A 24,667-nucleotide genomic window follows, 5' to 3' on the forward strand; every position below is an offset into this window, starting at 1 on the left:
CAAAATCCCGACCCCCTTTGTTTTAAGGGGTTTTGGTAGATAGTGGGAATCGCTGCATAGACAGGAGTCCTCGTCTGCTCCACCGATTCTAGGAAGTAAGGGTTCTTGATGGCTGACTCCACCACCAGGTCGACGGGCTGTCCAAAGAGCTGCTCGAGAGCCTCCAGCAAGCCGAAGTAGGCGTCCGCATAAGCGTCAAAGGCCGACGGCTGAAATTCGACCAGAAAGTCCAAGTCGCTCTTTCCCGAGTCGTACCGGCCGGTTGCGGCCGAACCGAACAGGTCGAGCCGCCGAACCCCATAATGAAGACACAGACGTCTCAGTTCCTCGGCCTGCTCCTCTATAGTGGTGGGAATCATCTCGCCTCCTCTCGGTTCTCACGAAACTCCGACCGAATCAAGTTTTGCTCTATGGCACACCAGCTCGCGTCCATGCTGAACCGGGAAAATCCCACCTTTTCTTTCTCCTTCACTCGCCTGAAAAAGGAGCGAAACGCCCTGTCCACGTGACCGGCCACGCCACGGAACACCTGTGAAGACTTATGTTCTCTCGCTCGGGGTTGCCGACACGGATTTCGGTCAGGGACAGGCATCGGTCGTACGCGAGCATCTTATGCCCCGCCTCAAACACTTTCGTCCGGCATCTGTAAGTCCCTATCATTACTGCATGTTACCCGATTCTGCGACTAATAACCATCCGGCTTTTTGCAAATCAGCAAGCTTAATGTATTTTAACTGCCATGGATTCCAGCCTGAAAAACCTGCCGGTCGATGAGCGGATTCGTCTTGTAGAAGACCTATGGGACAGCATCGCCTCCGATCAGAACTCTATCTCTCTTTCACCCCCGCAGAAAGCCAAACTGGACAAGAGGCTCGAGGCTTACTGTGCGATCAAAGACCCGGGACACCCCGCTGACGAAGTTATTTCGGGAATCCGCAAAAAACTGTGAGTTGCAAGATCCGGTTTCGTAAAGAATGCGGATCCGACTGATACCGCTTCCTTGCATCAATACAACTACAGAATGCTTGACGTCATTGACAAAGAAATTTTCTTTGATAAAGTAAAGGTATGGCTAAAGTAAGCAGCAAATTGCAGGTAACGGTACCAAAAGCGATTGCCAAGCGTTACGGAATCCGGCCAGGAGATGATATACGTTTTGAGGAGGCCGGAGAAACCATCCGCGTGGTGCCCCCCAGTGCCCAAGCGCAGAAAAAGGGCCTCGACACCGAAACGCGTCTGCGTATGTTTGATGAGGCGATGGCCCGACAGGATGCCCGTGAAGCACTAAGGACACGGGCTCCAGCGACGGAACGAGGCTGGACCCGGGAAGAACTCTACACTCGGGGCAGCCCGAATGCTGATTGACACTAACATATTGGTCTATTGTTACGACGGTAGGTTCCCGGACAAGAAACGGATTGCGAGGCGTGTTGTTCGCGAGGGGGCCGGAAGCGGACATTTGCGTATCGCGCACCAGTCGATAGTTGAATTCGTTGCGTCAACAACCCGGGGAAGTCCGGAAAACCGCATACTTGATCTTCCAGACGCGATACGCGAAGCGGAAGGACTGATGGCAAGTTCCCCGATTATCTACCCCGATGAATCTGTACTACGAATGGCCCTGCGCGGAGCGGCGGCATACGGCCTGTCATGGTTTGACGCGCATATCTGGGCTTACGCCGAAGTTCACGGCATAAGGGAACTGTTCTCGGAAGACTTCCAGCACGGCCGCATGTACGGCACGGTAACTGTGCGGAATCCGTTTCTACTTTATTCCTGAATCCGGCAAAGACGGGGAAAACGGCATCATCAATAGAGCCGGACAAGCACATGCAGGCATAAATTAGCGTACACCCCGGCCAGAACGTCATCCATAACGATACCGTATCCCCCAGGAAGACTCTCAGCCCTTCTTACCGGAAACGGCTTCGCTATATCAAAAAACCTGAAAAGGAAAAAGCCGACTGCAAGGTTAAGCGGGTCCGGCGTTATGAAAAGCATGCACACCAGAAATCCGCATACCTCGTCAATCACGACCTCGGGCGGATCTTCCCTTTTAAAAATCCCCACGCAGCGGCCGGCGGCTATAAAAGAGACAAGGATCAGTCCCAACGTGAATGCTGAATAAAAAACCGCACCGCCCGCAAGGCTAAGCAGGTACACGACCCCGACCGCTCCAAGAGTCCCGACCGTTCCTGGGGCTCCCGGGGCAAATCCCAGCCCGAAAAAAGTCGAGAAAACAACGCATATCCTGTTTATCAACGTTAAACCTCCGGAAACCCCGCCCGCGGGGGCGTATCTTAAGCAAGACTCATTTGACTGATAACACCGGCAAGTTTATCATTTTTTCACAACCAAATGTCAAAAGTAATATGCGTGGTAAATCAGAAAGGGGGAGTCGGTAAGACCACAACCGCAGTCAACCTTTCGGCCTCTCTGGCAGTGACAAACCGCCGAACGCTTCTCATAGATCTTGATTCCCAGGGAAACGCCACCGGGGGGCTCGGCATTGATAAGGAATCGGTTAATTCGAAAAACATCTGCAGCGTCATACTGGGAGAAGTAAAGCTCATGGACACCGTAATTGACGTCTATCCTGAGCTTCTAAACGGTTACCTGCACCTATGTCCGGCGAATCACGAACTCACCGGGGCGGAGATACACCTCATAGAGACAGAAAGCAGAGAATACCGTCTTAAAAAGGTTATCGACGAGATAAAGGCTGAGTACGATTACATATTCATAGACGCCCCTCCGTCTCTCAGCCTGCTCACCATAAACGCGCTCGCCGCGGCCGACCGGGTGCTAATACCCGTTCAGTGCGAATACTACGCTCTTGAAGGAATAGGACAGCTGCAGACAACCATATCGCTCGCCAAGCAGAGACTCAATCCCTCGCTCGAGGTGGAAGGCTATCTTCTGACCATGTTCGATTCCCGCAATAACATATGTCACTCCGTGGCCGAGGACGTAAGGAATCACTTCGGCGAAAAGACCTTCGACACCGTAATAAGCAGAAACGTTAAGCTCGCCGAAGCGCCAAGCCACGGCAAGCCGCTTCTGCTTTATGAAATCAAGTCGAGCGGAGCTCAGAATTACATGAAACTCGCAAATGAGATAATAAGCAGAGCGGAGGTTAACTGACGTGAAAAGACAAAGCCTAGGAAGAGGACTTGACTCACTTATTCCGAAGAGCCTGGAAACGGAATCCACCGGGTACCAGATGGTAAGCACGGACCTGCTTAAGCCGAATCCCTCGCAGCCGAGAAAGCAGTTTGAGCAGGGTGCGCTTGAGGAGCTCGCAGAGTCTATAAAGGAAAACGGGGTCATACAGCCTCTTATCGTCAGGAAGATAAACGGCGGCTTTGAAATAGTGGCCGGGGAGCGCAGATGGAGAGCGGCAAAAATTGCCAAACTCGAAAAGCTCCCCGTAGTGATAAGAACCGCTACCGACCAGGACGTAGCGGAGCTGACGTTAATAGAAAACATACAAAGAGAGGACTTAAATCCCATTGAGGAGGCTGAGGCTTATGAAAAGCTCTCGGAGCGCTTCGGGCTTACCCATGACGATATTGCCAGAAAAACGGGGAAAAACCGCTCGGTCGTCACGAACCAGTTGAGGCTTCTCAAGCTTTCCGGTAAAGCCAAGGAAGCGCTTGTTTCGGGCTCTATAACGGCAGGGCACGCAAGAGCGCTTCTAGCCGCATCCTCCCCCGAGGAAATGAATTCCCTTCTCGGAGAAGTGCTGAAAAAGGATCTTACGGTAAGGCGAACCGAAGCGCTTGTAAAAAAGAGAAGCAGAGATACAGAACAGCCCGCTGAACCAGCTTTGAATGAGGTGGCAGAAGATATCTTCACCAGGGAACTTACAGAAGAGCTTTCCGGGAAATTCTCGACCAAAGTAAGAATCAGCCGCAGCAAGACAAAAGGGAAAATAGAAATAGAGTACTATTCTCCCGAGGAGCTTGAGAGAATTATTGGCATACTGCTCTCGCGCGGGTAATATCCCGCAGAATTCACACCGGAGCAAGGAAACAGGAGATGAAACAGTTTTCTGTGAAAATAGAGGTTAAGCTCAAGCCCGTGGTGCTCGATCCTCAGGGCAAGGCGGTGCTTAACGCTCTTTCCGGCCTCGGATTCAGCGGGGTCTCAGACGCAAGGGTAGGCAAAGTCGTGGAGCTCACCATGGAGGGCGAATCCGCCGAGGAAGTAAGCCGCAAAGCGGACGAGATGTGCCGGAAACTCCTTTCCAACCCGGTAATCGAAGATTCCTCGGTAGAGGTAGCGGAAAAATAATGCCAAGTTTCGGAGTTCTGTTCTTTCCGGGGTCCAACTGCGACCACGACTGCTATCACGCCATAAAGAAAATCCTGGGCCGGCCCTGCGAACTTATATGGCACGAGGAAACTTCCCTCGAGGGAATCGACTGCATCGTGATACCGGGGGGATTTTCCTACGGAGATTATCTTCGCGCGGGAGCCATATCGCAGTTCTCTCCGGTGGTAAGCCCTCTCAGGGAACTTGCCGCAAGCGGAGTCCCCGTAATAGGGATATGCAACGGGTTTCAGATTCTTGTCGAATCCGGGCTTCTTCCCGGGGCATTTATACACAACTCCTCCCTCAAATTCGTCTGCAGGTGGACAAACGTGAGGGTCGAGGATACCGATACGCCCTTTACCTGCCTTCTCCGCAGGGGAGAGGTGCTCAAGCTGCCCGTCGCAAACGCCCAGGGCAATTTCGTGCTGCCCCCGAACGGGGACGATACCCGGGAACGGAGAATAGTTCTGCGCTACTGCGGGGAAAGGGGAGAACTCAGTGCCGAGGCGAATCCAAGCGGCGCCGAGGACAACATAGCGGGAATCGCCAACAGCCGGGGCAACGTACTCGGGATGATGCCTCATCCCGAGCGCAGTTTCGAGAACCTGCTGGGCTCAGAGGACGGCAGAAGAATGTTTGAGAACGTAGTGGCCTGGATAGAGTCGGGCGGGCGGAAATCCTCAGGCGTTACGAGCCTTGACCCCTTGGCTTCTTCGTAAAAATAAATTTCTGAAAAACTTGTTTTCTGACATCAGTTGATGTATATTTGGTATGACTTTCTTGTGCATTCAGCAAACGTAATGGAGCGTTGAAAATGAGAACAACTGTAAACTTGGACGATGAACTGCTGTCCCAGGCGCGGGAGATGACAAGCATCACGTCAAACACCAAGCTCCTTCGGGAAGCCCTGAAGGCGCTTGTGCAGAGGGAGAGCGCACGGCGGCTCGCCAAGCTGAAAGGCAGCGAACCCGGACTCCGCCCTATTCCGCGGCGCCGTTTTGATTATGGTTCTGATTGACACTTCGGTATGGGTTGAGCACTTGAGAGGGAAGACTGAGGTGGTTGAAGATCTGCTCACCACCGAGGAAGTAATTATGCATCCATTTATCATAGGCGAAATCGCCTGCGGCAATTTTGCGAACCGCGGAGAAGTTCTCTCGATGCTCCATGGACTGCCCGCTCTTTCCGTGACGGATGACTCTCTAGTACTGTACTTTATCGATCAGAACAAGCTGGCCGGGTCGGGCATGGGCTACATCGACGCTCATCTGCTCGCCTCCGCGATCCTCGAGCCTCCGACCCGAGTACTTACGCTCGACAAGCGCTTCAGAGCGGCCGCCGAAGCGATGGAACTTGAGTATGATCCCGCCCGGGGCTGATGGAATCCCGAAATTTCTTCAGCACCTGCAGCTGGCGGGCCCAAGTCAGGCCGGAGCGGGGCGGTTTGAGTAAAACACAGACTGTGTTAATCTTAACGGGAAATCGCGCGGACGAGAGTTTAAAATGGACAACACGCAGAGCAAGGAAAAAATAGACATAACTGACTACATCTGCCCGATGACGTTTGTTAAAACCAAGCTCAAGCTTGAGCAGATGAAGCGCGGGGAAGTCCTTGAAGTAAGGCTCTGCGAAGGAGAACCTCTTTCCAATCTCCCGAGAAGCGTGGAACAGGAAGGTCACAGGGTTCTCTCCATAGAGAAAGAAGAAGGCCGCTACCACAAGGTAATCATCGAGCGCTGCTAATGTATAGATCCGAAGCCGGAACCTCCACTGCCGGAGGTTCAAGAGTCGAATCGGTGGTTGACCTTATAGGCAACACCCCTCTCCTGAAACTTTCCGAGACGGCAAAGGAATGCTCTCCCGGAGTCAGTATTTACGCAAAGGCCGAGTGGTTTAACCCGGGAGGTTCAATAAAAGACCGCCCCGCCCGCAGAATGATCCTGGAAGCCATCCGCTCCGGCGAGCTCACAAAAGACAAGGTCATTATGGACTCCTCTTCCGGGAATACAGCGATCGCGTACGCGATGCTCGGGGCCGCGCTCGGGTACGAGGTTGAAATCGTAACGCCTGAGAACGTAAACACCGAGAGAAAAAAAGCAATCGAGGCCTACGGGGCGAAAATAACCTTCTCAAGTCCCCTTGAAGGTTCCGACGGAGCGATAAGAATTGCTCACAAGCTGAAAGCGGATAACCCTGAGAAATATTTCATGCCGGATCAGTACAACAATATTAACAACCTCCTGGCTCACTACGAGACGACTGCGCCCGAGATCTGGGAGCAGACAAAGGGCGCCGTGACCCACTTTCTTGCGGGACTCGGCACATCGGGGACTTTCATGGGGACCGGGAAAAGGCTTAAAGAATACAACCCCGATATAAAGATAATCGCGATTCAGCCAGAAGAAAGTCTTCACGGACTTGAAGGCATGAAACATATGCCCACTTCAATAGTTCCCGGCATATACGACGAGGAAGCGGCCGACGAAACTGTCTTTATCTCGACTGAGAAAGCGTATGAAATGATGGAGCGGCTGATGGATACCGAGGGAATATTCGTAGGTCACTCGGGAGGAGCCGCGGTCTGCGTAACGCTTGAGTACGCGAAAAAACTGAAAGAAGGAGTGCTCGTGACGATTCTTCCCGACTCGGGCAGAAGGTACCTGAGCGAAGGACTCTGGTGGTAAAGATATACAGATCGGCCTATCTGGGCATGACACGGGATGCGGAATCCGGTTACCCTTACGAGGTGTGCGGAGTAATGATCGGGAAAGAAGATACCGTCATCCACTTTCGCAAATGCGCCAATCTGGTCGCTGACGACAAATCCGAAACAGCGTTTAAGGAAACAGCAGACATTGACAGCAAGCGGTTAAAGGACCGTTACGAGCTTGATCCGCGTTCCTACATAGAGGCAGACTCGTGGGCGAGGGAGAACGGTCTTGAGATTCTCGGCATATACCACTCGCACCCGGACCACCCTTCGGTACCTTCAGAGACGGACAGACAGGTGGCATCGCCCGGATGGGCGTATATAATTTTCTCGGTAAACCGCGGAAAATTCGCCGACGCGAGAGTATGGTACATTGACGAGCAAGATTTCCAGTTTGAAGAAAGAAAGTTCGAAGTGCTTAAAGACCCCGACTGATGTAATGAAAAAGACAACCGAGACCCGGAGAAGGCTGCATATGCCGGGAGAGACGCGACTATGAATATGCAGGTTCTGTTTGAAAGTACGCTGGCTATCCTTCCCGAGTGCGTACTCATACTCGCCGGCCTGCTCATACTCATCTGCGCCCCGATTCTGAAAAAAAGATGGACGGGGTCGCTTTTTCTCCTCGCGATCTCAGGAACCGTGCTCTCCCTCATCCTTAACTTCTCCAGGTTCTCCGGCGAAAGTTCCGCGTTCTCCGGCGCGCTGGTAATCGATTCCTTCTCCGCCTATTTCAACTCCCTTTTTCTCCTGGCGGCGCTTGCGACTATCCTGTTTTCAAAAGATCACCTCGAGGGACGCACGCAATGGCTTGAGGAGTTCTACGCGCTTGTGCTTTTCTGCACGAGCGGGATGATGGTTCTCGCCTCCTCGGTCGAACTCATGACGCTTTTCGTGGGGTTCGAAATCATGTCAATCGCCGTCTACATACTCTCGGGGTTCAGAAGCAAATCCCTCGACTCTACAGAATCAGGCGTAAAATACCTTGTTCTTGGAGGCTTCTCTTCCGCGGTGCTGCTTTTTGGAATCGCCCTTCTCTACGGGGCTACCGGTTCCACTTTTCTGGAGGAAATTCTAAAAAGTCCGGGGAATCTTCCGATGTATGTATGCGGAGCCGCCTTTGTGGCAGTGGGAGTCATTTTCAAGATAGGAGCCGTGCCGCTTCACCAGTGGGTGCCCGATATCTACGACGGAGCTCCCCTCACGGTTACGGGATACATGTCCGTTGCGGTAAAAGCGGCGGCTTTTGTGCTGCTGCTGAGAATATTTCTCGGCTCCGCTCCGGGATTTGAAAACTACATGACGGCCGCGGTGCAGATTGCGGCAGTGCTGACCATGGTAGTGGGGAATATAGCCGCCATATATCAAAAAAGCGTGAAGAGAATGCTTGCCTACTCAAGTGTGGCACACGCTGGATACGCCCTCGTCGGGGTAGCGGCAGTTTTCTCAGACTCTTCGGTCGGAAGCGGGAGCGTTCTTTATTATCTGTTTGCCTATACTTTTATGAACCTCGGAGCTTTCGGAATCCTCGCCTACGCGAGCAGGGAGGGGAACGATTGTGACACTTTCGAGAGGATATCGGGACTCTGGAGCAGAAAACCGGCGGCATCGCTCGCACTTGGAGTATTTATGTTCTCGCTTGCGGGAATTCCGCCGACTATAGGATTTTTCGGGAAATACAGGGTGTTTTTAGCTGCAGTCGACGCCAATCTGACGCCGCTTGCAGTAATAGGAATAATAGCAAGCGTAATCTCCGCGTACTACTATCTCAAGGTGCTCGTCTACGCGTTTATGAGGGAAGACAGTTACGGGGCAAGCGCAAACAAACCGCTTTCGGGGGCTACAATTGCGGTGCTTACCGCAGTCACGGTTTTTTTCGGTATATTTCCTTTCTTGTCATGGGATCTAGCAGCTCAGGCCTCAAACACTCTTCTCGCCGCAATCGCGTTTTAGACTGCAAGGGGGTTTTATTTCGCCCGAGCGGGGAGGATTTTTATTTCAGAATTTAGGAAATGGAAAAAGGCAAGGACACTCAAGGCGTATTTGTAGATGTGATGGCGGTTTTTTTCTTCGCCCTCGGCGTATTTACCTTCGTAAGTCTTCTGGCTTTCAGCAACCTTCTTGAAATCGACGTAAAAGGCGCAATGGGAGGCACTGGCCTTTACGTGTCGCACTCCCTTGGAAGTTCCTTCGGGACGCTTTCCTTCGTATTTCCCGTGTTGATGTTCTACGCGTCTTACGTGATCCTGAGAAAGCGGCCCGCCCAGAAAATATACTGGAAGCTTTTCTCCACGATTATTTTCCTTCTCTCCTCGACCACCCTGCTAGGGCTTGTTTACGGAAAAAGCTCCCTTCTGGGATACTCGCCGGCCGGGGGATGGTTGGGTCTTGCGATCTCCAGGGAATTCGCGCAAAACATCCTGGGGACCTTTGGAACATACATTATCGCCATAATCGTCATATTCGTCTCCGTGATAATAGCAACGGAAACCAAGATCGCCACCGTAGTGAAAATCATCCGCCTTCTCTTCTCAGGTGTGTTAAAAGGAATTTCTGCACCGATCGGTGCGCTGAGACGCGCTGCCGCACGAAGGGGCACCCGAGGAAAAAAGAAGCAAGACGCACCAAAGGCGACCCCCAGGGCGGCAAAAACCACGGCCACAGAACACAAGCAACAAGCCGACACGGAACCACAGATAGTCTTCACTCCTCCCGCACCCGACAAGAAAGACGAGCCGTCCCCTGCCGCGCCCGAGAGCAAATGGCTTGACTTCTCCCTCCCCTCAATTGATCTGCTTGACCCGAAAATCGACACGTCGGTAGAGATAGACAAGGAGGCCATGTACCGGAAGGCCACATTGATCGAGGAAAAGCTTGCGGACTTCGGAGTAACCGGAAAGATCATGGAAATACGTCCCGGCCCGGTTATCACGATGTTTGAATACAAGCCCGCCCCGGGAATAAAAATAAACAAAATATCGTCCCTTGAAGGTGATCTGGCAATGGGTCTTAAGGCGCTGAGCATAAGAATCATAGCCCCCATACCGGGAAAGGACGTGGTCGGAATAGAGGTGCCGAACGAAAGCAGGGAGATAGTGGTGCTGCGGGAACTTTTCGAGAGCAGTTCGTTCATGGAGAAAAAATCGATGCTCACCATCGCCCTCGGAAAAGACATATCCGGAAAACCGCGCTACATGGACCTTCAGACCGCCCCGCACCTTATGATCGCCGGAACTACGGGTTCGGGCAAAAGCGTGCTCCTAAACGCCGCAATCACAAGCCTGCTCTACAGGGCGACCCCTTATGAGCTCAAGATGATAATGATAGATCCGAAGATGCTCGAGCTTTCCATATACGAAGACATTCCCCACCTGCTCCACCCGGTGGTAACCGAATCGAAAAAAGCCGTGGCCGCCCTTAAGTGGCTGGTCGGGGAAATGGATTCCAGATACAGGATGCTCTCCGAGGAAGGGGTAAGGGACATAGACAGCTATAACAGGAAGCTTGAAGCGCTTGAAATCGAAGAAAAACAGCTCAGGTGGCTTCCCTACATAGTCGTTATCATAGACGAGCTCGCCGACCTGATGATGGTCTCCCCGAGCGATGTCAAGGACTCGATAATAAGGCTCGCGCAGAAAGCCAGGGCGGCGGGAATTCATATAATAGTCTCCACACAGCGCCCCTCGGCGGACGTGGTGGCGGGACTCATAAAGGCTAACTTCCCGGCGCGCATATCCTTTCTCGTATCTTCAAAAGTGGATTCAAGAATCATACTTGACACAGGGGGAGCTGAGACCCTGCTCGGAAAGGGGGACATGCTTTTTCTCGCATCCGGCGGGAGCAACCTCTTAAGACTGCAGGGCGCGCTTATATCCGACGATGAAAGAAAACGGGTAACGGATTTTCTAAGGTCCCAGGCAGACCCGGTCTACATAGAAGAGATAACAAAAGACGACCCGGACGATGAGAGCGCGGGAGTCAGCGAAGACGAAAAAGACGAGCTCTACGAAACCGCGCTCGGCATAATAGCCGAAACGGGACAGGCATCCATCTCCATGATACAGAGAAGGCTCAAGATAGGATATAACCGCGCGGCCAGGATCGTTGAGACAATGGAAAAAGAAGGTCTTATAGGTCCTCAGGGAGCCGCCGGCAAACCGAGAGAAGTCTACGTGAACATGATTAAAGCGGACAGGGGAAACTCGGATTGAGAAAAATCGCGCTTGCGGCAGCGCTTTTCGCCACCTCCCTTCTTTTTACCGCGCAGCCCGCGAGGACCCAGGACCCAAGCACTGTTGTAAGCGGCATCCAGAAAAAATACGCTTCGATAAACGACCTCAGCTCTCCATTCACCCAGGTGACCCGGATAAAGGACCTCGATGAGAAAATCGCTTCCTCGGGCAAGGTGTGGTTCAAAAAACCCGGGATGATGAAGTGGCAGTACGAAGAGCCATGGAAAGATACGATTGTTTCTGACGGAAAGAAGGTCTGGTATTTCGACAGCCGGGAGAACCAGGCAACCGAGATGGAAATTGAAAGCGTCTGGGCAGACTCTCTCGGTTCCTATACCATCATTTCCATACTGGAGGATCTTGACCGCCTTTTCGATGTCCGACCGGCTGCCGGAAGCGCGGACGAGCGGGGGAATGTCCTCCTTGACCTGAAACAGAAAAACCGGGAGCAGTCAAAGCAGGTAACGATAGCAGTCGACCCCAAGACCTACATGCTAAGAGAAATCATAATCGGCGATATCTTCGGAAACATTACGGTCATAAAACTGGGCACCCCGGAAGTTAACCTCGGCATTGCCGATTCGTTTTTCAGTTTCAAAAAACCGAAGGGGGCAAAAATGGAGACTTTTCCCTGAGACCCTCTAGTTGACCTTGCGTTCGTCCATGCAGCAGGCAGGGACGTCAAGCGTGCCGTGCACCCCTCATCCCGCCCGCAAATCTTAAATAAAACTGCCGCCTGTATTTAGCGTGAGATAGTCGTGGCATGAGCGAAGAAGAGCTTTGTTCCCTGTCCATCCCTATGCTAAACTTTTCCGAAAGAGAACTATCAAAGCCAGTGGTGAGCTGAAAACCGTTTTACAAGACGGAAACAGTTCAGGCTGAGGTAACGGATAGAGCCATCAGTTCATAATCTTGGGAGGAAGATTTCGATGACGAAGTCAAACAACTCTTGCGATTCTTCCGGGGAATCACAGCCCCACTCTGAAACTCAGAAACAGGAAAAATCTGGATTCGGTCCACCGATAGCAATCGTGGGCATGGGGTGCCGGTTCCCCGGCGCACCGAGCATACCGGCCTTTTGGCGCCTGCTCGAAGCCGGCCAGAATACAGTGATGGAGGGCGTCCCGGGTTCCGGCATCGGACGTATGGACGAGCTTTTCCCCGATGGACAGATTCCGAGCAAGGCCTGTCGTTTCTGTGCCTATGTCGACGGAATCGAGGAGTTCGACGCGGGGTTCTTTCGCATTTCTCCGGTCGAGGCCCAGTTGCTGGATCCACAGCAGCGGATGATGCTGGAAACCACTTGGGAGGCTCTCGAGGATGCGGGCATGGACCCGGATCGGCTGAGGGGCACCCGCACCGGGGTATACACCGGGATCAGCAACGACGAATACAGGATGCTGGTAGTGGAGTCAAGGAAACCTGCCGATGCCGCCTCATGTCTTTATGCTCTGAGCGGCACGAACCTGAACGGTACCAGCGGACGGGTCTCTTTCGTGCTGGGCCTCATGGGACCGGCAAAGGCAGTGGACGCCGCGTGCGCGTCGTCCATGGTGTCGGTCCACGACGCGGTGGCGGACCTGCAGCAGGGCAAGGCGGATCTGGCCATTGCGGGCGGTGTGCAGGCTATCCTGAACAGTCGTATATTCGAACTCCGTGCGGATGCGATGATGCTGTCTCCGGACGGGCAGTGCAAGACGTTCGATGCATCTGCGAACGGTTACGTGCGCGGCGAAGGTTGCGGCGTCGTTATCCTGAAGCGCCTCAGCGAGGCCGAGGAGGACGGCGATCGGATCTGGGGGGTGATCCGAGGCTCGGCGGTGAATAACGGCGGGGCCAGCACCGGACTGACCGTACCGCACATCCCCGCACTGGAACAGGTGATGGAAGCGGCCCTGTCCGACGCCGGAGTTCCTGCTTCGGATGTGGATTACCTGGAGGCACACGGGACTGGAACAGCTGTAGGCGACCCGATTGAGATCGACGCCGTCTCCGCCGTCTACGGCAAAGGACGCAAAGCCGATCGTCCTCTTTTGATCGGTTCCGTAAAGACCAATATCGGCCACCTCGAGTCGGCTGCCGGAATCGCCGGTCTGATCAAGGCGGTGCTGGTGATGCAGCGCGGAGTGATTCCGAAGCATCTGCACTTCCAGGCCCCCAACCCTAGTCTCGATTGGGACCGACTGCCTTTGAAAATTACTTCGTCCATGATGGACTTGCCCGAGCGTGGCGGACGGCCGCGACTGGCGGGAGTAAACTCCTTCGGGATATCCGGAACAAACGCCCACATAGTGGTGGAAGAATACATCGCCCCAGGGGGATTGCCCTACGGAAAGAATGAGCTTGCGGGCTCAGCCCAGGCGGTGACAGTCTCTCTGCCGGAGACCGTGGAGAGTTTGCCGTTGCCGGAGCAAGAATTAAAGAGGCGCGAGACCCGTTTGCTGCCGCTGTCCGGAAAATCGGTGAACGCGCTCCGGGAACTTGCGGAGCGTTACCTCTCATGGCTGGATGAGCATCCAGAGGATCTTGCTTCCCAAAACGCCTCGGTAGAACCCTTGCTCTCGGACATGGCGTGGACTGCAGGCGTAGGAAGGAGCCATTTTGATCACCGTGCGGGCGTGGTGTTTCGGGATACCGGGTCGCTGCGGGAGGGGCTGAAAGCGCTGGGGGATGTGAGCGAGAGTCCGGGGCCGCAAACACCGACGAAGATAGCGTTCGCTTATACCGGGCAAGGAAGCCAATGGACCGGCATGGGAAAGGCGCTCTACGAACGTGAGCCGGTGGCGCGGGCGGTTCTTGACCGCTGTGAAGAGGTGTTTAGGGACGAAAGGGGCGCCTCGCTGCTTGACGTGATGTTCGGGGGCGGCGAGGGCGATCTGGGCGATACGGCGTGGGAACAGCCAGCCCTCTATGCCCTCGAGTGCGCGCTCACGGCGCTCTGGTCGAGCGTAGGAGTTCGTCCCAGCATAGTGTTGGGGCACAGCGTCGGGGAACTGGCGGCGGCGCAGGCAGCAGGAGTGTTCAGCCTGGAGGATGGAATGCGGTTTGCCGCGGCACGGGGCACCCTGCTGTCGGAAACCGAACCGGGCACAATGGCAGCGGTTTTTGCCACTCCGGCACGAGTGGCGTCGACGGTCGAAGAGCTGAACGAATCATCTGACAGTGTTGGGCTGAGCATCTCGGCGGACAACGGCACCCACCAAGTGGTGAGCGGCCCGATTGCAGAAATTGAAGCCATCTCGAAGCGTTTCGAATCGGAAGGAGTCCGGGTAAGACGATTGAACACGGCCCGCGCGTTCCACAGCGCCTTGGTGGAGCCAGCTCTGGACATGCTGGAAGCTTCCTTGGATAATGTGGCGGTCGAGCCACCCTCCCTCACCGTGGTCAGCAACCTGACTGGCCAAGTGGTGGAGCCTGGCCAGGCGCTGGACGGAGCCTACTGGAGGCAGCATGCCCGCGAGAAAGTGGCATTCGCCCGCGGTGTCCGGACGTTGGCGGAACTCGGGGTGGACTTGGTGTTGGAAATAGGGCCGAGACCGATCCTGGCCACGATGACTCGCTCGGCCTGGCCGGACTCGGTACAGACACCGGCGCCCATGGTGCTGTCGAGTCTGCGCCCACCGTCTGGTGAATCCTCAGCGTCCGCGGATGGCGCCGATTTCACGCAGGCCGTCACGGAAGCGTATCAGGCGGGGCTCCCGATTCGTTTTGAAGGGCTCTTTGCGGGAGAGGCGCGCCATCGCATCTCGCTGCCAAGCTATCCATTCCAACGCGAACGCCATTGGCTCGATTCGAAGAGAAAACAGCGCTCGGGCGTCGGCCACCCCTTACTGGGGGTCCGGCACGAATCCGCCACAGGCGAGGTCACATTCGAGACAGAAGTATTCCAGTCGGATCCGGAGTGGCTGAGCGACCACCGGGTGTTTGGCCGGGTTATAGCTCCGGGCGCGCTCTACGGAGCCATGGCGGCATCGGTATCCCTTACGGAAGAAAGCGGCGCGGTGGTTGTGGAGGACATGCAACTGCTCAACGCGCTGGTTTTCCCGAAGGAGGATTCCGAGGACGGTACCGGTGACGAGGGCCGGAAGGTGCAGGTTGTGCTTGATTCTTCCGAGCGGCCGAATTCGCGTCGTGTCCAGATATTCAGCAAGGGAAGTGGAGAGGACTGGACGGCACATGTGGAAGGCCACATATCGCAGGGCGCCCCCATGCCGGAAGCCGGTAGCCGCATTGATCTTGAAAGCCTCAAGACCCCCCTGTCACCAATAGACGTGGCAGACTACTACCGCGCCCGGGCGGGTACGGGGATCAATCTCGGCCCGTTTTTCCGTACGCTCGGGAAGGTCTGGTCCCGGCCAGGCGAGGCGTTAGGCGAAATTTCTTTCCCTGAAGCTCTCGGCCGCAATGAGCTGGACGTTCATCCGCTCCTGCTCGACGGTTGCTTTCAGGTTGTGGCCGCAGCGCGCAATCCAGGCGGGATAGAAGAGGAAACCACCTATCTGCCATTTGGCTGGGAGCGACTGTGGCTGGCGGACCGGCTGCCGGATCGCCTGTTCTGTCACGTGCGCATGAGTGAGGTTTCCCAAGGTACGGAAACGGAACAGGACGAGCCGCCTGAGGTCTGGAACGGAGAATTGCGCATCTACGATCCCAACGGGGTTCTGCTTGGCGGGCTGAGCGGATACATGGTGAAACGCGCGACGCGGGCGGCGCTGCTCTCCGCGGGCGAAGGGGTGAATGAACTGCTGTATGAGGTTGTGTGGCGCGAAAGGACTCTCCCGCCCGGAATGCTGTCCGCAGATTTTCTCGCATCTCAGGCAACGGTTGCAGCGCGCTCGGGGCTGCTCTCAGATTATTTGGCCGACGAAGGAGTCACGCCCAAAGACAGAAGCGCCCTCCTGACCGACCTGGAGCGGTGGTCTCGGTCCTGCGCGCTCGAGACCTTGGAGAAGCTGGGGTGGGAACGCGAGGTGGGCGTGACCGTGGATTCAGAGGAATTGCGGCAGCGCTTAAATGTCGTGGAGGAGCATAAGAAGTTGTTCCGCCGGACGCTCGAGATGCTGGCCAAGTCCGGGGTGTTGGAGGAGGTGGACGGCGACTTCGTCGTGAGGATCGGACCCGGGGATCCCTTGCCGGATGAAATGCCGCCTGACACCGAGGAATTCGCTACCCGAATGGCTGAGCTATATCCCCACGGCTTGACCGAGATCGGACTTTTTCGACGGTCTGGCAACGCCCTGGCAGACATCCTGCTGGGCCGAGCGGACCCGTTGACGGTCCTGTTCAGCAGCGGAGACCCGACCCCGGGCGATCTGTATCTAAAAGCCCCGGTGGCGCGTGCGGCGAACCGTCTACTGCGAGAAACGGTTCAGACTCTTGTGGAGGGGTTGCCCGACGGCCGACACCTCAGGGTGATCGAGGTCGGGGCGGGTACAGGATCGGCAACCGCGGCCATCCTGCCGGAACTCCCGGAAGGACGGTTCGACTACATGTACACGGATATCTCGGCGGGCTTCTTTGCGGAAGCAGAGGCGCGTTTCGGAGGCGAGGAAGCGTCGATAGATTACCGCATGCTGGATATCGAGAAAGATCCGGTGGAGCAGGGATTTGACTCCCACGGTTATGACCTGGTGATTGCGTCCAATGTGTTGCACGCCACGCGATACCTGGATGAGACGCTTGCGCACTGCCGGCGGCTTCTCGCGCCATCAGGACAGATGGTCGCGCTCGAGAACCTGAGGGGTATGGGTTGGATGGACCTGACTTTCGGGCCGTTGGACGGCTGGTGGCGGTTCGCCGATGCCTACCGACCGCAACACGCCTTGGTGGAGCCAGCTGTGTGGCGCCGCGTACTTGCTGACGTGGGTTTCGAGGAAATAGAAGTGCTGGGGCTAGAAGAGTCCGACTCGACCGGGATGCCGGATAAGGGTGTGATCGTGGCGCGGGGTCCGGCTGAGGTGACCGAAAAACCGGGCGTCTGGGTTCTGGCGGCGGATAGCGCCGGCGTGGCCGAGGAACTGGCAACGGAGTTGGCCGCGCGCAACCAGACAGTCGTGCTGGCGGACCATCAACTCCCGGAGAACGGGCATTCAGAAGCGGACGGATCCGGCATTGTCCGGTCAACGGTGGACATGGAGCGGCGCGAGTCGTGGCAATCGCTGTTGGAGTGCCTGCCCGGGGATGCGCCTCTTAGCGGCGTCGTGCACCTCGTGGCGCTGGGCGGCCACGGCCTGAATGCGACAACCGAAGAGATGGCGAAGGACACGAGGCAAGCGATGGCGAGCGCACTGGCGTTGACGCAGGGGCTGCTTGACTCCGATGTGGTGCCCGAAAACGGAGTGTGGTTTCTTACGCGGGGCGCCCAGGTGCTGGAGAGGGAGCTTGGCGGGGAACTTGCCGGCGCGACGTTATGGGGTTTCGGGAAGGCGCTGGCCCGCGAAGCGGCGCATCTAAAACCGAGGATGATTGACCTGGACCCCACAAAAACGCAGTCGCCTGAACTACTGGACGAACTGCTGTATCCCGATCAGGAGAATCACATCGCACATCGCTACGGACGACGTATGGTGGCCCGCCTGGTCCGGGCCGGGACCGACACGGAGCGGTTGACGTTGCCGGAGCAGCCGGGCTGGGTGCTGGCTCCGGATCCGGAAGGCATATTCGATAAGCCTTACGTCAAGCCGCTGCCGGAGCATTCCCTGGAGCCGAAAGAAGTCCGCGTCGCGGTCGAAGCTGCCGGGCTGAACTTCTGGGATGTATTTCGTTCGCTTGGCTTCATTGAAGAGGAGAACTTAGGCAAGGAGATGTGTGGCCACGTGCTCGATGTGGGTTCCGAGGTGTCAACCGTCTCGGTCGGCGACCATGTGGTTGGATTGGGGTTCGGTGGTGCGTTTGCAGACGAAATGGTTATACGGGAGGAGTTGGTGGCGCCCGCGCCATCGGGAATCTCGGTGACGGATCTCGCCACGGTGCCGAATGTGTTTGCCTCAGCCGCATTCTCGTACGAACTCTCAGGGCTAAACGCCGGCGAACGGGTGCTGATTCACGCGGGTGCTGGCGGTGTGGGACTCGCGGCCATCCAGTTGGCGCGTGCCGCAGGCGCCGAGGTGTATGCCACGGCGAGCGAGCTGAAGCGGCCATATCTTCGCTCCATCGGCGTGGAGCATGTGTTTGACAGCCGCACGACAAAGTTCGGGGAAGAGATCCTCGAGGCCACGGACGGAGCAGGAGTCGACGTGGTCCTGAACAGCCTGACGGGAGAGGGATTCATCGAGTCGAGTCTGTCATGCCTGGCACAGGGTGGCCGGTTTGTGGAATTGTCCAGGCGGGACATTCTGAGCGAGGAGGAGATGGCCGAAGTTCGTCCCGATGTTGCCTACTCCATTCTAGAGCTGGATGTTTTGAAGAAGACTGACCCGGCTTGCGTCGGAAAGGTTCTCCGGGAAGTGATGGAGCGCCTTAAGGCGGGAGAACTGAAACCGCTTATCCACAGCAGGTGGCCCCTGGCCGAAACGGGGGCCGCATTGAGATTCATGCGATCGGCCCGGCATATCGGGAAGATCGTCGTGACGACACCACCGCTTGTGAGAGGTGGGTTGCGGCAGGATCGCACCTACCTAGTGACCGGCGGCTTGGGCGGTATCGGGTGCGCCGTGGCCAGCTGGCTGGCGGATCACGGCGCAGGGGCAATCGTGCTCAATGGACGACGGTCACCGGACCCCGAGGTTGAAAAAGAGATTGACTCGTTGCGTGAACGCGGGTCCACGGTGAGGGTGGAGCTGGCGGATGTGACGGATGCCGCTGCTGTGGACGACATGCTGGCGCGGATGGACCGGGAACTGCCGCCGCTCGGCGGAGTGATTCACAGCGTGGGAGTGTTGTCGGATGCTTCACTGTCGAACCAGAGTTGGGAGAGATTCGAGCAGGTGCTATGGCCGAAGGTGCTGGGCGCCTGGCACCTGCACCGTGCGACGGCGGACCGCGATCTGGAACTCTTCACCCTCTTTTCGAGCCGAGTTGGCGTCATGGGCAATCCGGGACAGGCGAACCACGCCGCAGCCAATGCGTTTTTGGACCAGCTCGCCGCCCACCGGCGGGCGGTAGGGCTTCCGGGACAGGCCATTGCCTGGGGAGCGTGGTCAGAGATCGGCGAAGCGGCGGAACAACGAGATCGGATTGAACGGCAACGAGCGGCGCTCGGCGGCCGCTGGTTTACACCCCAGCAAGGTCTCAGGGCGTTCGACAGGCTGGTGCGCCAGGACGTAACGAATTCCGTGGTGATGTCTATGGACTGGGCAGTTTTTGAGGAGGCTGTCGAAGACCGTCCCTCCCTGCTAGAGGACCTGCTGTCCACCAGTTCCAAGGCCGACGCCGACTCGCCTGCTCAGGCGGACGACCTGATGTCCAGAGTGCGGAAAACGACTGTGGCGGAACGCGAAGGCATGCTGGTGTCATTCCTCCAAGGGGAAGTGCAGGCAGTTCTGCGGCTGCCGTCGACGCCGACGCCAACAGTGGGGTTCTTCGATCTGGGGATGGACTCATTGATGGCAGTAGAACTGAGAAACCGGCTCAACCGAGCATTCGCGGGCGAGTATGTCGTCTCCAACACAGCTGTCTTCGACTACCCCGACATCACGACCTTAGCCCACTATCTGGCGGGTGAACTCGGTCAACTGGGCGGAGACAGTGGAACGGCTCCAACGCCCGAGACAGCCGCACCCCCACCGCGCCCGTCCGTCGCTACTGAGGATGACGACATAGCGATAGTCGGCATGGCGTGCCGCTTCCCGGGCGCGAAAAACCTTTTGGAATACTGGAATCTTCTGGAATCGGGCACTGACGCAGTGACCGACGGACGTCAGGCCGGCGATTCGCCGAGGGACACCTTTGGAGACTCAAATTCCGAGAGCGCCACCCACCTGCACGGCGCGTTTGTTGAGGGTATCGAGTGGTTTGACTCACGCTTCTTCCGCATTGCGCCGATAGAAGCGCGGATGATGGACCCACGACAGAGAATGATGTTGGAGACAAGTTGGGAGGCTATCGAAGACGCCGGAATCGCTCCCGACAGCCTACGAGGCAGCCGCACTGGAGTGTATGCCGGAGTCAGCCACAGCGAATACCAACATGTGATTGAAGCCAGCGGTAAGGCTGGCACTTTCCTCGGCCTAATGGCCAGCGTCACCGCCGGGCGGGTCGCGTCCGCACTGGGTCTTGAGGGTCCGGCAATGGCCATCGATATGGCCTGCGCCTCGGCATTGGTTGCGGTGCATCAAGCCGTCGTTGGGCTACAGCGGGGCGAGGTGGACCTAGCCCTCGCCGGAGGCGTGCATGCGGCGCTGTCGCGCGACATTTCCAAACTTATGCTGGATGTGGGGATGCTGTCGCCGAGTGGGCAGTGCCACCCCTTTGATGCGTCTGCGGACGGCTATGTACGCGGCGAAGGCTGCGGAATGCTCATTTTGAAACGACTGAATGAGGCAGAGGTTGACGGCGACCGGATATGGGGCGTCATCAAGGGTTCTGCCATTAACCAGAACGGGGCAAGCGCGGGATTGACCGTTCCGAACGGCCCGGCACAGGAGCGTGTTATAGAGGAGACGCTTGTTAAGGCGGGCCTCACCGGAAGGGATGTTGACTATCTCGAAGCACACGCGACAGCCTCCCAGTTGGGCGACGCAATTGAAGTACACGCGGCAGGCTCGGTGTACGGCAGAGGGCGCGACGCCGACCGCCCGCTACTGATGGGCACCGTAAAGTCAAACATCGGATATCTGGAGACGGCGGCGGGCGTTGCCGGCCTGATAAAGGCTGTGCTGGCGATGAAGCAGGGTATCATTCCGAAACATCTGCACTTCAAGGAACCGAACCCACAAATCGACTGGGACCGGCTGCCCGTGCGGGTGACTTCTGAAAAGACCGACTGGCCACCCCATCCTGACAGGCCGCCACGCGCGGCAGTAAGCGCGTTCGGCATATCGGGCACAAACGCGCATATGGTGGTGGAAGGCTACGGAATCGCGACAGAGAATGGCAGCGGAAGTGCTGGAGTCCAGTCGCTTAGGGGCGCCGCGCGGCAGGTGCCCGTTTCTCTGCCAGAGCCGGTTGCGAATCTGCCGCTAGCTGCGGGAGAACTAACGGAGCGCACAGTGCGTTTCCTGCCGCTATCTGGCAAGTCGGACGGCGCCCTGCGGGACATGGCAGGACAGTACCTGTCGTGGTTCGACAACCATATTGCTGAGTCGTCACCCCAAGCACCTGCACTTGCTGACATAGCGTGGACGGCGAGTGTCGGACGCAGCCATTTTGACCATCGTGCCGCTTTAGTGTTCGGGGATATGCAGTCTCTGCGTGCAGGGCTAACGAAACTCGCGGAGACCGACGCTACGCCTGATAAGCCAGATCCACAACCCGTAACAAGGGTGGCATTCGTGTACACAGGCGAGGGAAGCCAGTGGGTTGGTATGGGCGAGGCGCTGTACAACAGCGAGCCAGTCGTACGCGCTGTTTTGGACCACTGTGACGCCGTGGTGCGCGCAGAGAGAGGAGCATCGCTGCTCGATGTGATGTTCGGGCGCACCGAAGCAGCGGGCGATTTGAATGATGCCGATTGGGCGCAGCCAGCTCTCTACACATTGGAGTGCGCGCTGACGGCGCTGTGGGCAAGCGTTGGGATCCGCCCGAACGTCGCTCTGGGGCACGGCACGGGTGAGATTGCCGCGGCGCAGGCTGCGGGAGTCTTCACCTTAGAGGACGGACTGCGCTTTGCCTTGACTCGTGGCACGCTGATGGCGGCGCTGCCGGGAGTGGATCCGAACCAATCTCTGAACGGTCTGGAAGTGGCATTTGCAGAGAGTGAGATCTCACCTCCATCCCTGACTCTGGTGAGCGGCGTTACGGGGCAAGTTGTGGATGCGGACAGCCCGCTAGACGGGGCGTACTGGCGTATGCAGGCGTGCGAGACTGCGGCGTTCAGCGCAGGTGTCTCCACGCTTGCCGAGTTGGGAGTGGATGCAGTGGTAGAGATTGGCCCCGGCGCGGTACTGGGGCCGCAGGTGAATCTCGAATGGCCGGACTTGTCAAACGTAAAGGAAGCCCCCACTTCACCACTCGTGCTTGCAAGCCTGATGCGACCATCCGACGGGGATTCACAGGAGCGCAGTACCGGTTTTGCGGAGGCGGTTGCAGGGGCATACGATGCGGGACTGGCACTTTCCTTTGAGGGCATGTTCGCCGGGGAATCGCGCCGCCGCATCTCGCTGCCGAGCTATCCGTTCCAGCGCAGGCGTCACTGGGTGTAACTGAGGTGCCGTGTCACGGAGAAAACTAGAGAAAAATCGATTGACCCAAGCGCCTATGTACTGTACCATTGTGTTCTAACATCTTAAATTTTTAAAAGGAGGACTGTAATTATGGCTTCAGTTGAAGAGCGACTAAGACAACTTGCGGACGAAAACCTGGAGGTAGACGGACAGCCGGTAGGCAAATTGCTGGACCCGGACAAGGGACTTGCTGATGTAGGTGTTTCCTCTATGGACGCAGTGTCATTCGCCAAAGTGCTCGAATCGGAGTTCAACGTCTCTCTCCTTCCCGGAAAGGCCGGGGAGATCAAGACTATTGGAGAGTTGATAGCGTACTTGGAGGCTAACGCTTCTTAACACCTCTCTGCTGTAGAGGTAACCGGCATCTGATGTCCGTTTCTGCTGCAAGACGCTGGTGGAGTTCCTTCCGTAAAACTGGTCCCGTTACCGTCATGTATGTAGACCTGACTCCTAACGCCAGCCGTGAGGCATCATCTTTACTATGGCTGAATGAGGAAGAACAGATGCGCTGTCGCCAATATCCGCTCCCAGGTCCTCGTCGCAGGTTTGCTCTGTGTCGTGCCGCGCTTCGGGCTATCCTCTGTCGCCAGCTCGGTTGCGACAATGAGCGCCTCAGTTTCGGTTCATCTGATCATGGAAAGCCGTTCGCACTAGTAGACGAGGAACCGGCAGCCATCAGCTTTAACCTCAGCCACAGCGGAAAGCACGGCTTGATAGCTTTTGTTCCCCATGGACGTCTGGGCGTGGATGTGGAGGAGCGCGTCCCCCGAAGGGATTTTGACGAACTGAGCGAAGCCGTGTTCGGTCCTCACGAACAGTCCGCCCTTGCATGCGTACATGGCCGCGACAGGGTTCAGCTATTCTTCAGACTCTGGACCATCAAGGAAGCCCTGATCAAGGCTCTTGGCCTAGGTTTTACCCTTGATGTGTCTCAGTTTGAAGTGCCACAAGCCTTGCATCGGGGAAAAATGAGCATGTTCCGCTTCCCACAGCTGCCGGAAATACACTGGCGCGTCGAATACATCGGCAACGAGGATTTCTCAGCAGCCATCGCGCACGAACTTGTCCCGTCCCAATTGGGCGAGCGGTCATTACAGCGGCTGAGCGGTGACGTGTCAGAAAAACGAGGAATTTGCCAGTGACTTCAGAAATCGTATGGGAGGTACCTGAACCGCTTTCCACTCACGATGTCCGCATGGACGACGAAACCGTCATTACGCTGCGGCAACATGGAAACCCGTCGGGACCGCGACTCGTTCTGAGCCACGGCAACGGTCTCGCAACCGACCTTTATTATCCGTTCTGGTCACTCTTGGTCGACGATTTCGACCTTATAATCTACGATCTCAGAAACCATGGCTGGAACCCGGTAAGCGATCTTGAAAACCATAGTCTTCCAACATTGGCTCAGGACAACGACACCATTCTTGAGGCTGTTGACCTTCACTATGGAGCAAAGCCCAGAATAGGTGTGTTCCACTCAGTTGCGGCTCTGGCGACTCTGCTATCACCCAAAAAGGGCGGCGACTTTGCAGCCCGGGTTCTGTTCGACCCGCCTGTCTGCAAACCTGGCCGGAGCTTTAAGGATTATGAAGATATCGCAAAACGTATGGCCAAAACGATCCGTCAAAGCACAAGTCAGTTTAAAACCACGCAGGAACTTGTGGACATTCTTCCTTACATTCCAGCCTGGCAGCACGTGGTGCCAGGGGTATTCGACCTTTACGCAAGAACAACCCTGCGTGAGTGTGCGAATGGAGAGGGGTATGAACCTCGCTGCCCTCCTGAGTACCAGGCGCAATTAATAGAGTACGCCAGCGCCTTCGCCGTACTCGTGGACTTTCAGTCGCTACTCTGCCCGACAAAGGTCATCGGGGCTGACCCGACCTTGCCATACTCATACCTGCCGACGCTCGACCTGAGCGATATGTCTACCGTGGATTACGACTTTCTGCCTGACACTACGCACCTTCTTCTTTTGGAAAAGCCGCAGGAATGCGTCAGGTCCATGCTTGAGTTCATCGAGCCGATTATCACTACGTAAACTCGGCCCCTTCCCTTGCGTTGGCTCGCCAATTCAGGCAGCC

21 protein-coding genes are annotated in these 24,667 nt (G+C 56.4%); 18 read left to right on the plus strand and 3 right to left on the minus strand.

Annotation, left to right across the window (positions count from 1 at the left end; genetic code table 11):
* A partial coding sequence (locus OXG10_06245) for a nucleotidyltransferase domain-containing protein (protein ID MCY3826962.1) occupies positions 1-359 on the minus strand: 359 nt, incomplete at its 3' end.
* A gap of 109 nt (positions 360-468) precedes the next feature.
* Complete coding sequence (locus OXG10_06250) at positions 469-660, minus strand: hypothetical protein (GenBank protein ID MCY3826963.1); 192 nt, start codon at positions 658-660, stop codon at positions 469-471.
* A 79-nt stretch (positions 661-739) separates the two neighbouring features.
* On the opposite strand from OXG10_06250, the gene OXG10_06255 reads away from it, so the two are divergent.
* Both OXG10_06255 and OXG10_06260 read left to right on the plus strand, forming a co-directional pair.
* Entirely contained in the window at positions 740-949 is a 210-nt protein-coding gene (locus tag OXG10_06255) for an addiction module protein (GenBank protein MCY3826964.1), read from the plus strand.
* A gap of 405 nt (positions 950-1,354) precedes the next feature.
* Positions 1,355-1,780 (plus strand): PIN domain-containing protein, encoded by a 426-nt coding sequence (locus tag OXG10_06260; protein MCY3826965.1) that lies wholly within the window; start codon positions 1,355-1,357, stop codon positions 1,778-1,780.
* A 29-nt stretch (positions 1,781-1,809) separates the two neighbouring features.
* Here OXG10_06260 and OXG10_06265 read toward each other — a convergent pair whose 3' ends face one another.
* Entirely contained in the window at positions 1,810-2,262 is a 453-nt protein-coding gene (locus tag OXG10_06265) for a phosphatidylglycerophosphatase A (protein ID MCY3826966.1), read from the minus strand.
* A gap of 96 nt (positions 2,263-2,358) precedes the next feature.
* Between OXG10_06265 and OXG10_06270 the strand changes: the two genes are divergently transcribed.
* The 16 genes from OXG10_06270 to OXG10_06345 all read left to right on the plus strand — a co-directional run bounded on the left by OXG10_06270 (position 2,359) and on the right by OXG10_06345 (position 24,624).
* Positions 2,359-3,144 carry an AAA family ATPase gene (locus tag OXG10_06270; GenBank protein MCY3826967.1) on the plus strand — a complete coding sequence of 262 codons (786 nt, stop codon included), beginning with the start codon at positions 2,359-2,361 and terminating at the stop codon, positions 3,142-3,144.
* Position 3,145: 1 nt separating this feature from the next.
* Entirely contained in the window at positions 3,146-4,003 is an 858-nt protein-coding gene (locus OXG10_06275; GenBank protein MCY3826968.1) for a ParB/RepB/Spo0J family partition protein, read from the plus strand.
* Between the two features lie 38 nt (positions 4,004-4,041).
* Entirely contained in the window at positions 4,042-4,296 is a 255-nt protein-coding gene (purS, locus tag OXG10_06280; protein MCY3826969.1) for a phosphoribosylformylglycinamidine synthase subunit PurS, read from the plus strand.
* A complete protein-coding gene (purQ, locus tag OXG10_06285) occupies positions 4,296-5,036 on the plus strand; it encodes a phosphoribosylformylglycinamidine synthase I (GenBank protein ID MCY3826970.1) in 741 nt (246 codons plus the stop codon). Before purS ends, purQ begins: the two co-directional genes overlap by 1 nt.
* Positions 5,037-5,131: 95 nt before the next feature.
* A complete protein-coding gene (locus OXG10_06290; protein MCY3826971.1) occupies positions 5,132-5,335 on the plus strand; it encodes a type II toxin-antitoxin system VapB family antitoxin in 204 nt (67 codons plus the stop codon).
* Positions 5,322-5,696: a PIN domain-containing protein gene (locus OXG10_06295; protein MCY3826972.1), complete on the plus strand. Its 375-nt coding sequence runs from the start codon at positions 5,322-5,324 to the stop codon at positions 5,694-5,696. Before OXG10_06290 ends, OXG10_06295 begins: the two co-directional genes overlap by 14 nt.
* A gap of 124 nt (positions 5,697-5,820) precedes the next feature.
* On the plus strand, positions 5,821-6,060 hold the full coding sequence (locus OXG10_06300) for a sulfurtransferase TusA family protein (protein ID MCY3826973.1): 240 nt from the start codon (positions 5,821-5,823) through the stop codon (positions 6,058-6,060).
* Entirely contained in the window at positions 6,060-7,001 is a 942-nt protein-coding gene (locus OXG10_06305; protein ID MCY3826974.1) for a cysteine synthase family protein, read from the plus strand. The genes OXG10_06300 and OXG10_06305 overlap by 1 nt, the downstream gene beginning before the upstream one ends.
* A complete protein-coding gene (locus OXG10_06310) occupies positions 6,995-7,462 on the plus strand; it encodes a M67 family metallopeptidase (GenBank protein ID MCY3826975.1) in 468 nt (155 codons plus the stop codon). The genes OXG10_06305 and OXG10_06310 overlap by 7 nt, the downstream gene beginning before the upstream one ends.
* 60 nt (positions 7,463-7,522) lie before the next feature.
* Positions 7,523-8,980, plus strand: coding sequence for an NADH-quinone oxidoreductase subunit N (locus tag OXG10_06315; GenBank protein ID MCY3826976.1), 1,458 nt, complete (start codon positions 7,523-7,525; stop codon positions 8,978-8,980).
* Between the two features lie 59 nt (positions 8,981-9,039).
* On the plus strand, positions 9,040-11,238 hold the full coding sequence (locus tag OXG10_06320; GenBank protein MCY3826977.1) for a DNA translocase FtsK 4TM domain-containing protein: 2,199 nt from the start codon (positions 9,040-9,042) through the stop codon (positions 11,236-11,238).
* Entirely contained in the window at positions 11,235-11,894 is a 660-nt protein-coding gene (locus tag OXG10_06325; GenBank protein MCY3826978.1) for an outer membrane lipoprotein carrier protein LolA, read from the plus strand. Before OXG10_06320 ends, OXG10_06325 begins: the two co-directional genes overlap by 4 nt.
* Before the next feature lie 294 nt (positions 11,895-12,188).
* Positions 12,189-22,559 (plus strand): SDR family NAD(P)-dependent oxidoreductase, encoded by a 10,371-nt coding sequence (locus OXG10_06330; protein ID MCY3826979.1) that lies wholly within the window; start codon positions 12,189-12,191, stop codon positions 22,557-22,559.
* Between the two features lie 111 nt (positions 22,560-22,670).
* Complete coding sequence (locus OXG10_06335) at positions 22,671-22,916, plus strand: acyl carrier protein (protein MCY3826980.1); 246 nt, start codon at positions 22,671-22,673, stop codon at positions 22,914-22,916.
* Between the two features lie 32 nt (positions 22,917-22,948).
* On the plus strand, positions 22,949-23,722 hold the full coding sequence (locus OXG10_06340; GenBank protein ID MCY3826981.1) for a 4'-phosphopantetheinyl transferase superfamily protein: 774 nt from the start codon (positions 22,949-22,951) through the stop codon (positions 23,720-23,722).
* Positions 23,719-24,624: an alpha/beta hydrolase gene (locus tag OXG10_06345; GenBank protein ID MCY3826982.1), complete on the plus strand. Its 906-nt coding sequence runs from the start codon at positions 23,719-23,721 to the stop codon at positions 24,622-24,624. The genes OXG10_06340 and OXG10_06345 overlap by 4 nt, the downstream gene beginning before the upstream one ends.
* The last annotated feature ends 43 nt before the right edge of the window (positions 24,625-24,667 follow it).

It is taken from the genome of Candidatus Dadabacteria bacterium (assembly GCA_026706695.1).
In the GTDB taxonomy this organism is placed as follows: Bacteria; Desulfobacterota_D; UBA1144; order Nemesobacterales; family Nemesobacteraceae; genus Nemesobacter.